Raw genomic sequence first — 10,895 nt, forward strand, 5'->3', positions numbered from 1 at the left:
ATTCCCGAATGCGTAACGACACCATGCCAACACCAAACTCTTCCTCCGCCGGCGCCGCGCCGGACACTTTTACCCCCTACCAGCGCTTCGTCGCCGGGTTGCTGGCGTTCCTGCAGTTCGCGGTGATTCTGGACTTCATGATCATGTCGCCGCTGGGCGCGCTGATCATGCCCACCCTGCAGATGTCGACCCAGCAGTTCGGTCTGGTGGTGTCGGCCTATGCATTCAGCGCCGGCGCGTCCGGGTTGCTGACGGCCGGCTTTGCCGACCGCTTTGACCGCAAGAAGCTGCTGCTGTTCTTCTACACCGGCTTTGTGCTGGGCACGCTGTGGTGCGGGCTGGCGCAGAGCTTCGAGTCGCTGCTGGCGGCACGCATCGTGACCGGCCTGTTTGGCGGTGTGATCGGCTCGGTGGTGCTGGCGATTGCCACCGATTTGTTCGCGCCGCAGCTGCGCGGCCGGGTGATGGGCGTGATCCAGACCGCCTTCGCCGCCAGCCAGGTGCTGGGCTTGCCGGCCGGGCTGTATCTGTCGAACCACTGGAACTGGCATGCGCCGTTCATCGCCATGGTGGTACTGGGCACCGTGGGCGGGCTGGTGATTGTCTGGCGCATGCAGCCGGTGGCCGACCACCTGGCAGTGCGCCAGGAAAAAAGCGCCTTTCTGCACCTGGTACACACCGTGGCCGATCCGCGCTACCTGGCGGCGTTTGCCACCACCGCGCTGCTGACCACCGGCGGCTTCATGCTGATGCCCTTCAGCAGCGCGTTCACGGTGCACAACCTGGGCATCCCGCTGGAGCGGCTGCCCACCATCTACCTGATCACCGGCATGTGCACCATCTTCATCGGGCCGCTGGTTGGCAAGGCCGCCGACGCCTGGGGCAAGCTGCCGGTGTTCTTTGCGGGCAGTGCGCTGACTATCGTGATGGTGCTGGTCTACACCCACCTGCAGGCGGTGCCGTTTGCGGTGCTGGTGCTGGTCAACGTGGTGCTGTTCGTCGGCATCTTCTCACGCATGATCCCGTTCCAGGCGCTGGTCAGCTCGGTGCCTGATGCCACGCAGCGTGGCTCGTTCAACGCCATCAATGCGGCGATCCAGCAGCTGTCGGGCGGCGTAGCGTCCTTGGTGGCCGGGCACATCGTGTCTTTCGGCGCCGATGGCAAGCTGCAGCACTTCCCGGTGGTCGGCTATGTGGTGGTGGCGTCGACCCTGGTGGCAGCCAGCCTGGCGTGGCGGGTGCACAAAGGCTTGCAGCAGCGCAGTGCTGCCCCGATGCCACAGAGCGCTGCGGGCTAACTGCTATTAAAAAAATAGCCGCTAGCGCAGACAGTACCTGCGCTAGCGGCCTATTTCTTATAAATTTCTAGGCGGAGGGCCGGCGCTCGGGCAGCGGGATGAATTCCGCATCGCCGGGCACGGGCGCCATGCGCTGGGCCCGCCAGTCTTCCTCGGCCTGCTGGATGCGCTGCTTGCTGCTGGAGACGAAGTTCCAGCTGATGAAGCGGTGGCCGTCCAGCGCGTCACCACCCAGCACCACCAGGCGAACGGCGGACGGGGCACAGATCTGCGTGGACTGGCCGGGTGTCAGCAGCGCCAGCGTATGGGCTGGCAGCAGCGTGCCGTCTATTTCCACATCGCCATCTACCGGGTACACCGCCAGCTCCTGCGCCAGCGGCGGCAGCTCCAGCAGGCCGCCGGTGGGCAGTGCAATGTCCAGGTAAATGGTGGGTGCGAAAGTGGCGACCGGCGAGGTCTGGCCCCAAGCCTGGCCGATCAGCACGCGCACATCGGCGTCGCCCACCGTCAGCTCGGGAATCGTGTCGGCCGGCGTATGGGTAAAACTGGGTTCGACTTCCTCGAAGGCCTGCGGCAGCGCCGCCCACAGCTGGATGCCGTGGTTTACGTAGGTGGAGTCTTTGAGCGCTGGAGACTGGCGCTCGGAATGCACAATGCCGCGCCCGGCGGTCATCCAGTTGATGGCGCCCGGCTCGATGAGTTGCACCGAGCCCAGGCTGTCGCGGTGCATCATCGCACCTTCGAATAAATAAGTGACCGTGGCCAGCCCGATATGCGGATGTGGCCGCACATCGTGGCCGGCGCCCGGCAAAACAGTAACCGGACCGAAGTGGTCGAAAAACAGGAACGGGCCAACCGACTGGCGCGCCGCCGAGGGCAGGAAGCGGCGGACCAGAAAGCCGCCGCCCAGGTCCTTGGCGTGGCCTGTCAGTTGTGATGCGATACCCATGGCCCGGCTCCTGTTTTTAAATTCAGTCTGACAGCTTAACCGCGAAACTTGGTGGCGATTTCGGCCACGCGCTTGCCGAACAGGCTGGCGGTTTCCAGGTCGCCCGGCAGCATTTCGGCTGCGCTGGCATCCGATGGCGACTGGGCCATGGCGCCGCTGAAGGTGCCCAGGTAGCCCACGTCATTGCGCTGGGCGGCCTTGCTGTTGGCCGGCATTTGCGCCGTGCCCACCCACACGCCGCCGTGCTGCATCGCCAGGGTGATCAGGTACTGGATGGTCGACAGCTTGTCGCCGTTCATCGACGCGCTATTGGTGAAGCCGGCGAAGATCTTGTCCTTCCAGGCCTGGCCGAACCAGGGCTTGCTGGACGCGTCGGCAAACTTCTTGAACTGCCAGCTGACCATGCCCATGTAGGTGGGCGAGCCCATGATGATGGCATCGGCCGCGGCCAGGGTTTCCCAAGCGCCTTCGGCCAGGTTGCCGTCGGCATCGATGGGCACCAGGGTAGCACCAGCGCCTTCGGCAACCGATTGCGCCATGCGCAGGGTGTGGCCGTAGCCGGAATGGAATACAACAGCGATTTTTGCCATACAAACTTTCAAAAAAGTGGAGGGAGATTAAACCAAGGGCACACGGGAAATACTGTAACGGAGCTTATTTACGGCCATCCAGGCTCCAGGCGCCGGGGCCCCAGGCCGCCAGGGTCAGCAAGCCACCGATGACGGCAATGTTCTTGATGAACAGCAGTTGGGTCACCATGACGGCCTCGGCGGGCACGGCCCAGAACGCGTGGAAGAAGATGCTGGCCGCCAGGGTGAAGGCCGCCAGAATCAGCGCTGCCCAGCGGGTACCCAGGCCAAAGATCAATGCCAGGCCACCGCCGACTTCGACCACGATGGCCAGGGCCGCGCCCAGCGTGGGAAACGGCAGGCCGACCGAGCCGATATAGCCCACAGTGCCGGCAAAGCCGGTGATCTTGCTGATGCCCGCGGGCAGGAACAACACGGCCAGCAGCAGACGGCCCAGCAGGCTCAGGGGATTTTGGAGAGATGCAAACATGGAATTTCCTTCGGTTAAATAGGGAGACGGTTAAAAAATTCAGGCAGCCAGGTCAAACACCAGAACCTCGGCTTGTTTGCCGTGGCGCAGTGTCAACGCAGACTCGTTTTCGATCAAGGCCGCATCGCCGGTAGACAGTGCGGTGCCATTGACTTCCAGCGCACCGCTGACCAGGTGCACATAGCTCTTGCGGGCCGGGTTCAGCGCCAGCGTAGCCGACTCGTCGCCGTCCAGCAAACCCGCATACAGCGCCGCGTCGGCGTGGATGGTCACCGAATCCTGGGCGCCGTCGGGCGACGCCACCAGGCGCAGCGTGCCACGCTTTTCGCTCTCGGCAAAGCTCTTTTGCTCGTAGCTGGGCTGGATGCCTTTCACATTCGGTTCGATCCAGATTTGCAGGAAATGCGTGCTTGCATTGTCGGCATGGTTGAACTCGCTGTGCTGGACGCCGCGGCCGGCGCTCATGCGCTGCACGTCACCGGGCGGAATGGCTTTGACATTGCCCATGGTGTCGCGGTGCGCCAGTTCGCCTTGCAGCACGTAGCTGATGATTTCCATGTCGCGGTGGCCGTGGGTGCCAAAGCCGGCGCCGGGGGTGATGGTGTCTTCGTTGATCACCCGCAAATTGCCCCAACCCATGTACTTGGGGTCCATGTAGCCGGCGAACGAAAAGCTGTGGTGGGACTTGAGCCAACCATGGTCTGCGTGGCCGCGGTCTTGGGATTTACGAATGGTCAACATAAAAGCTCCTTGGTGTGGTGAGGACCCGCTTGCCGAATCCATGGACTGAACTTTAGGCCTTAGGTGGGTTCCTGCAGTCCATCGCATTTGATGGCATCATTCGAATAATTTCAATGGAAGTTGATCGACCATGCAAACAGCCCGCGATGTACTGACGCCCGACGCCCTCTCCATGCTGGTCACCATCCACGCCCAGGGCAGCTTTGCCGCCGCCGCGCGCAGCCTGGGCATGGTACCCAGCGCCCTGACCTACCGGGTGCGCAATATCGAAGACGCGCTGGACGTGCTGCTGTTCGACCGCAGTTCGCGCCAGGCCAAGCTCACCGTGGCCGGGGCCGAGCTGCTACGCGAAGGCCAGCGCCTGCTGGAAGAGATCGACGCGGTGGCGAACCGGGTCAAGCGCGTGGCCACCGGCTGGGAGCCGCAGCTGACGATTGCTGTCGACAGCGTCATCTCGCGCTCCACGATCATGGAGCTGTGCGAAGCCTTTTTTGCCATGAGCCCGCCAACTCGCGTCAAGATCCGCGAAGAGGTGCTGCACGGCACGCTGGACGCATTGGTCACCGGCCAGGCCGACTTGTCGATTGGCGTGGCGATGCAAAGCATATCGAACAGCAACATCCTGAGCGAGGTACTGGGCACGATGGACTTCATCTTCGCCGTGGCGCCGCACCACCCGCTGGCTAACATGCCCGAGCCTCTGAGCGACACCTTGATCGAAAAACACCGGGCGGTCGCCGTGGCCGACTCGGCGCAGCGCGGTAATACGCTGACCTTCGGCCTGCTGGGCGGGCAGGATGTGTTCACCGTGCCCAGCATGCGCGCCAAGCTGGAAGCCCAGTTGCGCGGCCTGGGCTGCGGCTTTTTACCCGAAGGCCTGGCCCGGCCCTATCTGGAAACCGGACGCCTGGTCAGCCGCACCGTAGAACGGCCGTCACGCGTCATCAGCAGCAGCTACGCCTGGCGTGCCGAAGCCGGCAGCACCCATGGCCGGGCCTTGCAATGGTGGCTGCAGCAGCTGAAAAGCCCGGCCACCCGCACCGCGCTGCTGGAGCGCCAGCAAAGCAATTGAAACGGTGGCTCACCCCCAGGCTGCGCTTCGCTGCGCCCCCCTTGCAGGGGGGCGATGCCAGCGGCCCGGCAAAGCCGGTTCCACGGCATCTTCGGGGCAGACAGGGGTGCTAATGCACGTTGTGCGGTATCCGGTAATCGACCCCGTATGCTTGCCCTGCCCATTCCGGGTGCCGACTGCGTGTAGAGTGTGTCTGGTCGATTACCTGTAGCCACTTCATAGAAAACCAAAACATATGACATCCAAACCCAGTGCTACCGCTCCCCGCCAAATCGCCGTGATCGGAGCCGGCATGGCCGGCATCGCCTGCGCCCGCACGCTGGCACAGGCCGGGCACAACGTATCGGTGTTTGACAAGAGCCGCGGCGTGGCCGGGCGCATGGCCACCCGCAGCACCAGCTTTGGCACGTTTGACCACGGCGCCCAGTACTTCACGGTGCGCGATCCGCGCTTTGCGCTGGCCCTGGAAACCGCCAAGGGCGTGAGTAAGCCCTGGAGCGCCAACTCGGTCCGCGTGCTCGACACTTTTGGCCGCGTGGCCGCTGCCGCCCTGCCCTCGCGCGAACCGCACTGGGTGCCGGCACCCGGCATGAGCGCGCTGGTCAAGCACTGGGCCACGCCCCTGGTAGAAGACGGCCGGGTCGAACTCGAAACCCAGGTCACGCGCATCGAACGCGACCCCTTGAACAAAAAACAGTGGCAGCTGCGCACCACCGGCATGCCTGGCGCCCCGGACGCGCAGCATGTGTTCTCCGGTTTTGACGCCGTGATCCTGGCCATGCCGCATCCACAGGTGCAAAACCTGCTGCAGAACTCGGCCCAAGCTGCCCGGCTGGTGCGCGACATCCACCACGTACAGGTCGCCCCCTGCTGGACGCTGATGCTGGCGTTTCCACAGGCCATCCAGCCGAACCTGGCCCACCTGGGCCCGCAGTGGAATGCCGCCCGCAGCACCCACCACCGCATCTCCTGGCTGGCGCGCGAATCCAGCAAACCCGGCCGCGCCGGTGTGGAGCGCTGGACTGTGCAAGCCAGCCCCGCCTGGTCGCACGAACACCTGGAAGACGACAGCGCCCGGGTGCAGGCCAAGCTGCTCAAGGCCTTTACCGAAGTCACAGGCATCCGTGCCGAACCGGCCCATGCCGCGGTGCACCGCTGGCGCTATGCGCAGACCGTGCAGCCCCTGGGCCGCAGCCATCTGTGGGATGAAAAGTCCAACATCGGCGCCTGCGGCGACTGGTGCATAGGCCACCGGGTGGAAGACGCGTTCATCTCCGGCCTGGAGATGGCGCTGGCCATTGCCTGAGCGGACTTGACGGTGTTTGCCGGGCGCTACATAGGCCGGTTCGCGCCCTCGCCCACCGGCCCCTTGCATGCCGGATCTTTGGTAGCTGCGCTGGCCAGCTGGCTGGACGCTCGCGCCCATGGTGGCCAGTGGCTGGTGCGCATCGAAGACGTGGACACGCCACGCTGCGTGCCGGGCGCCGATGCGCTAATCCTGCAGCAGCTGGCCGCCTGCGGCCTGCTGCCAGATGCGCCACCCACGGTCCAGTCGCAGCGCGGCGCCCTGTACCAACATGCGCTGGACCAGCTGGTGGCTACCGGCTGGGCCTACCCCTGTGGCTGTTCGCGCAAAGACGTGGAAGCCGCCTGCGCGGCACGCGGCCAGCTGCGCGAGCGCAATGCCGAGCTGGTCTATCCCGGCACCTGCCGCAACGGCCTGCAGGGCCGGCCGGCCCGGGCCTGGCGTTTACGCACCGATAAATTGATAGAAAACAAGGCTCTGGCGCACATTCATCCTGCGCAGGCAGCTATCAATTCTGTAGTAAGCGATGTGCTGCACTGGAGCGACCGGCTGCTCGGCCCGCAACGGCAGGACTTGGCTACCGCGGTGGGCGACTTCGTGCTGCGACGTGCCGACGGCCTGTGGGCCTACCAGCTGGCGGTGGTGGTGGACGATGCGGCCCAGGGCATCAGCCATGTGGTGCGCGGCCAGGACCTGGCCGACAACACACCGCGCCAGATCCTGCTGCAGCAGGCGCTGGGCCTGCCCAGGCCGCAGTACCTGCATACGCCGCTGGTGCTGGGCGCCAATGGCGAAAAGCTGTCCAAGCAAAACGGCGCCCAGGCGCTGGACACCCGTGCCCCGCTGGCCACCCTGAACGCCGCGGCCCAGGTGCTGGGCCTGCCGCCGCAAACCGACATCCCGGCCATGGCGCTGGCGCACTGGGTCGAGGCCTGGCGCGCCCGGCTGGCCATCACCTGAACTGCGCGCGCAACCAGACGGGCGGCGCGGGGCCGCGCAGAAATGGAATATCCTCTGCAATCCATGCATAACGAATCCTCCCCCCCCAGCGTGGCGACCGACGGTGCTCCCGCTGCCGTGTCCCACCCCAAAACCATCAAGAGCTTTGTGCTGCGCGCCGGCCGTACCACCAGCGGGCAAGCCAAGGCCTTTGAGACCCTGGGGCCGCAATTTCTGCTGCCCTACCGCGCCGCGCCGCTGGACCTGGACGCCGCCTTTGGCCGCAGCGCCCCTAACATCCTGGAAATCGGTTTCGGCATGGGCGAAGCCACGGCCTCGATCGCCGCGCTGCTGCCCGAAAAGAATTTTCTGTGCTGCGAAGTGCACCAGCCCGGTGTGGGCGCGCTGCTCAAACGCATAGGCGAACAAGGCCAGACGAATATCCGCATCTGCTCGCACGACGCGGTGGAGGTGATCGACCACATGCTGCCGCTGGCCAGCTTGGACGGCATCCACGTGTTCTTCCCCGACCCCTGGCACAAAAAGAAGCACAACAAGCGCCGCCTGCTGCAAGCTCCGCTGGTCGCCAAGCTGGCGGCACGCCTCAAGCCCGGCGGCTACCTGCACTGCGCGACCGACTGGCAGAACTATGCCGAACAGATGCTGGAAGTATTGGGCGCCGAGCCTTTGCTGAAAAACACCGCCGCCGACTACGCGCCCAAGCCCGACTACCGGCCGCTGACCAAGTTCGAGAACCGCGGCATCAAGCTCGGCCACGGCGTGTGGGATCTGGTGTTCACACGGGTGTGATCCCCACGCGCGACGGCGTGGGCCCCAGCACCGTCGGCCTGCCCGGCGGCAGCTGGCCCACCGTCATCGACTTCTTTCTGGAGCGATTCCCCACCGTAGACCGTGAAGTCTGGCTGCAGCGCATGCGCGACGGCCTGGTGCTGGACGAGCAGGCCCTGCCCGTACCACCAGATGCCGTCTACCGGCCCCACACCCGGCTCTACTACTACCGCCACCTGCCGCAGGAGCCGCGGATTCCGTTCAAAGCCCAGGTGCTGTACCAGGACGACCATCTGGTGGTGGTCGACAAGCCGCATTTCCTGCCCACCGTGCCCGCCGGACGCTTTGTACAGGAAAGCCTGCTGGTGCGCCTCAAGCAAAGCCTGGGCATAGACAGCCTCGCGCCCCTGCACCGGCTGGACCGCGAGACCGCGGGCGTCACCCTGTTTGCCATCCAGCCGGCCGAGCGCGGGCTGTACCACGCGCTGTTCAAGCAGCGCAACGTGCACAAACACTACGAAGCGATTGCGCCCTGGCGGGACGGGCTGCCGGCGGTTTACCGCAGCCAGATCGTGCCGGGTGAGCCGTTTTTTCGCTACCGCGAGGCGCCGGGCGAGCCGAATTCCGAAACCCATATCCAGCTGATGGAGCTGCACGGCGACTGGGCACGCTACCAGCTATCGCCGGTCACTGGCCGCACCCACCAACTGCGGGTGCACATGGCAGCACTGGGCGTGCCGATACGCAACGACCGCTTCTACCCCGAGGTGGTGAACATTGCCGACGACGACTACAGCGCGCCGCTGCAGCTGCTGGCCCGCTTCATCGCCTTCACCGACCCGATTTCCGGCCAGCCACGGGCCTTCCAGAGCCGGCAAGCGCTTACGGTGTAGGCGCCGCTGAGGGCGTGTCCAGGCGCTCGTTGGGGTACAGCACGGTCGCCGCCATGGGCACAGCCGAGTCCACGATATCGGAGACCAGGGTGGCGCTGGATGCGTTGGCGGTGCTGGGGATGACCAGGTCTTCGGCCGCGTAGGCCGCGCCGATCTTGGGTGTCAAAAATATGCCCACGGCCACCATGGCAATGCAGAACACCAGCCAGGCCAGTGCCGACAGCCAGGACTCGCGCCCGCCGCGGCGCCGGGGCATGGGTTTGGGGCGTACCGTTGTTGTGCGCATAAATACTCCTGATTCCAAAATTTGCCTGGCCAGGGCGCCATGCCCCAGTGCATCAGATGCGGTAGTTGCGTCTTGGTTCATTGAATTTGCGGCATATTGCCGGGTGCAGGTACGTAGGCGCCAGGGTCCAGTTCACTGGTGTCATAGACCATTTCGCCGCGCGCATGGGCGGCCAGCTTGCGGTAGATCTTCTTCACATGGACCAGCACCGAGGGCTGCGGGCTGGCCGCCAGCTCGCCGATTTGCTCCAGAGTCATGCCGCGGGCGATCCAGCGCAGGATGCCGGCCTCGCTGGCCGACAAAGGATGCGTCGATTCGCGCAGCGGAAACGCCCAGGCCGAGCCACTGCTGACGCCTGGCCGCAGCCGGAAGCGCCCCAGCACCCGGCGTGCCATGCCCGGGCTGATCGGGGCACAGCCCTCGCGCCAGGCGTGGATGTTGTCGGCCAGGCTGTCGGCCGCCGTTTCCTTGAATAAATAAGCGGTAGCACCGGCTTCGATGCAGGACAACACCTGTTCGTCATTGCCAAACTGGGTCAGCACCACGATGTCCGACTCAGGGAAGTGCCAGGCCGCATGGCGGATCACTTCAATTGCCGGCATGTCCTTGAGCTGTAGGTCCACCAGCACCACGTCGGGCGCGCACTGGTCCATCATGGCGATCGCGGCGGCGGCGGTCGATACGGCGGCTGCCAGGCTGAGTTCGGCATCCTGGTGGACAGCTTCGGCGCAGCGCAGCAAGCATTCGGACTGGCTTTCAGCGATCAGGACGCTGGTCGGTTTTTTACGAAACATTGTTATTTTCCTGAACTCCCAAACACTGGCGGATGCCCACTGCAAAGGTTGCAGGAGCTGCGGCAAAAGACGTTGCAGGGCTGGCGGAGACGGATCTGCGGAACTGCTTTTCCAACGTATGGATCGGCGGGTTGATCGCTGCATCTTATGAAGGCTGTTCATTGCGCGCATCCTCAAAATTGACGAAGAACAATAGGGGTGTTGGGGGTTTCACCTTGCGAGTGAGAAACCGCTCGTGTAGGCTCCCGGCGCTGGTTTTTCAGACCCTCCTGGGCCTGCTGCGGCAGGCTGGCAACGGCCGTCGAATGTTTGTCAAAAATCCCTATCGACACCAGGCTTTGGCGCACGCCGTCTGGCCCGGACAGCACGGGAATCAAATGCCCGGCGACGGTGGCAAACAGCAGGCTGGCGGCGATCCACAATATCCCGGGGCGGTCAAAATAATGCGGTTCGGGCGGGGCTGGAGAGGCTGCCGGGGCGGCCAGAGGTTCGGATGGCTCGAAGGGTTCAAAAGGTTCGAAGTTCATAGGTTTTGTCCTTGACAATCGGTACGGCGGAGTGGCTAGTGCCAACAAACTGGACTTTCCTCTCATCGCGTTTTGCTGTACTTAGGACACCTGAAGCCCGCCTGAAAACTTCTGAAACCGTGCGCTATCGCACATATCCGTCAAAATTCAGCATTTACGCCAGATTGACAAAGCCATTACGCAGCCGCCAGGCGCTGCCTACATGAACCATCTTTTGCTATTGGGATAAGGAAGTTTTGTTG

General features: G+C 64.3%; 13 protein-coding genes. 6 read left to right on the top strand and 7 right to left on the bottom strand.

What is annotated here, in order from left to right; all coding sequences use genetic code 11:
- The first annotated feature begins 23 nt into the window (after positions 1–23).
- The gene (locus BLT66_RS00690; RefSeq protein ID WP_092756951.1) at positions 24–1,298 is read left to right on the top strand and encodes an MFS transporter; all 1,275 of its coding nucleotides are present in this window, start codon (positions 24–26) and stop codon (positions 1,296–1,298) included.
- Between the two features lie 67 nt (positions 1,299–1,365).
- On the opposite strand, the gene BLT66_RS00695 is transcribed toward BLT66_RS00690, so the two are convergent.
- The 4 genes from BLT66_RS00695 to BLT66_RS00710 all read right to left on the bottom strand — a co-directional run bounded on the left by BLT66_RS00695 (position 1,366) and on the right by BLT66_RS00710 (position 4,047).
- Entirely contained in the window at positions 1,366–2,247 is an 882-nt protein-coding gene (locus BLT66_RS00695; protein ID WP_092754464.1) for a pirin family protein, read from the bottom strand.
- A gap of 35 nt (positions 2,248–2,282) precedes the next feature.
- Positions 2,283–2,837: a flavodoxin family protein gene (locus BLT66_RS00700; RefSeq protein WP_092754467.1), complete on the bottom strand. Its 555-nt coding sequence runs from the start codon at positions 2,835–2,837 to the stop codon at positions 2,283–2,285.
- Between the two features lie 64 nt (positions 2,838–2,901).
- Positions 2,902–3,306, bottom strand: a complete 405-nt coding sequence (locus BLT66_RS00705) for a DoxX family protein (RefSeq protein ID WP_092754470.1) — start codon at positions 3,304–3,306, stop codon at positions 2,902–2,904.
- Between the two features lie 39 nt (positions 3,307–3,345).
- Positions 3,346–4,047, bottom strand: a complete 702-nt coding sequence (locus BLT66_RS00710; protein WP_092754471.1) for a pirin family protein — start codon at positions 4,045–4,047, stop codon at positions 3,346–3,348.
- A 130-nt stretch (positions 4,048–4,177) separates the two neighbouring features.
- Here BLT66_RS00710 and BLT66_RS00715 point away from each other — a divergent pair, with 130 nt between their 5' ends.
- The 5 genes from BLT66_RS00715 to BLT66_RS00735 all read left to right on the top strand — a co-directional run bounded on the left by BLT66_RS00715 (position 4,178) and on the right by BLT66_RS00735 (position 9,046).
- Positions 4,178–5,119, top strand: coding sequence for a LysR family transcriptional regulator (locus BLT66_RS00715; protein ID WP_092754474.1), 942 nt, complete (start codon positions 4,178–4,180; stop codon positions 5,117–5,119).
- A 235-nt stretch (positions 5,120–5,354) separates the two neighbouring features.
- Positions 5,355–6,425: an NAD(P)/FAD-dependent oxidoreductase gene (locus BLT66_RS00720; RefSeq protein ID WP_143029122.1), complete on the top strand. Its 1,071-nt coding sequence runs from the start codon at positions 5,355–5,357 to the stop codon at positions 6,423–6,425.
- Positions 6,426–6,431: 6 nt separating this feature from the next.
- Positions 6,432–7,385 (top strand): tRNA glutamyl-Q(34) synthetase GluQRS, encoded by a 954-nt coding sequence (gluQRS, locus tag BLT66_RS00725; RefSeq protein ID WP_092754477.1) that lies wholly within the window; start codon positions 6,432–6,434, stop codon positions 7,383–7,385.
- 63 nt (positions 7,386–7,448) lie between these two features.
- On the top strand, positions 7,449–8,174 hold the full coding sequence (gene trmB, locus BLT66_RS00730; protein ID WP_255406709.1) for a tRNA (guanosine(46)-N7)-methyltransferase TrmB: 726 nt from the start codon (positions 7,449–7,451) through the stop codon (positions 8,172–8,174).
- A complete protein-coding gene (locus BLT66_RS00735; RefSeq protein WP_255406710.1) occupies positions 8,171–9,046 on the top strand; it encodes an RluA family pseudouridine synthase in 876 nt (291 codons plus the stop codon). Before trmB ends, BLT66_RS00735 begins: the two co-directional genes overlap by 4 nt.
- Here the strand turns inward: BLT66_RS00735 and BLT66_RS00740 are convergent.
- From BLT66_RS00740 to BLT66_RS00750, 3 genes are all read right to left on the bottom strand, one after another.
- Positions 9,036–9,332, bottom strand: coding sequence for a hypothetical protein (locus BLT66_RS00740; RefSeq protein WP_143029123.1), 297 nt, complete (start codon positions 9,330–9,332; stop codon positions 9,036–9,038). The two genes, BLT66_RS00735 and BLT66_RS00740, sit on opposite strands and share 11 nt — an antisense overlap.
- Before the next feature lie 77 nt (positions 9,333–9,409).
- The gene (locus tag BLT66_RS00745; protein ID WP_176954933.1) at positions 9,410–10,126 is read right to left on the bottom strand and encodes a response regulator transcription factor; all 717 of its coding nucleotides are present in this window, start codon (positions 10,124–10,126) and stop codon (positions 9,410–9,412) included.
- Between the two features lie 173 nt (positions 10,127–10,299).
- Positions 10,300–10,653 (bottom strand): hypothetical protein, encoded by a 354-nt coding sequence (locus BLT66_RS00750; RefSeq protein ID WP_092754492.1) that lies wholly within the window; start codon positions 10,651–10,653, stop codon positions 10,300–10,302.
- Positions 10,654–10,895 lie beyond the last annotated feature (242 nt).

This window comes from Rhodoferax sp. OV413 (assembly GCF_900104385.1).
Lineage (GTDB): Bacteria > Pseudomonadota > Gammaproteobacteria > Burkholderiales > Burkholderiaceae_C > Rhodoferax_B.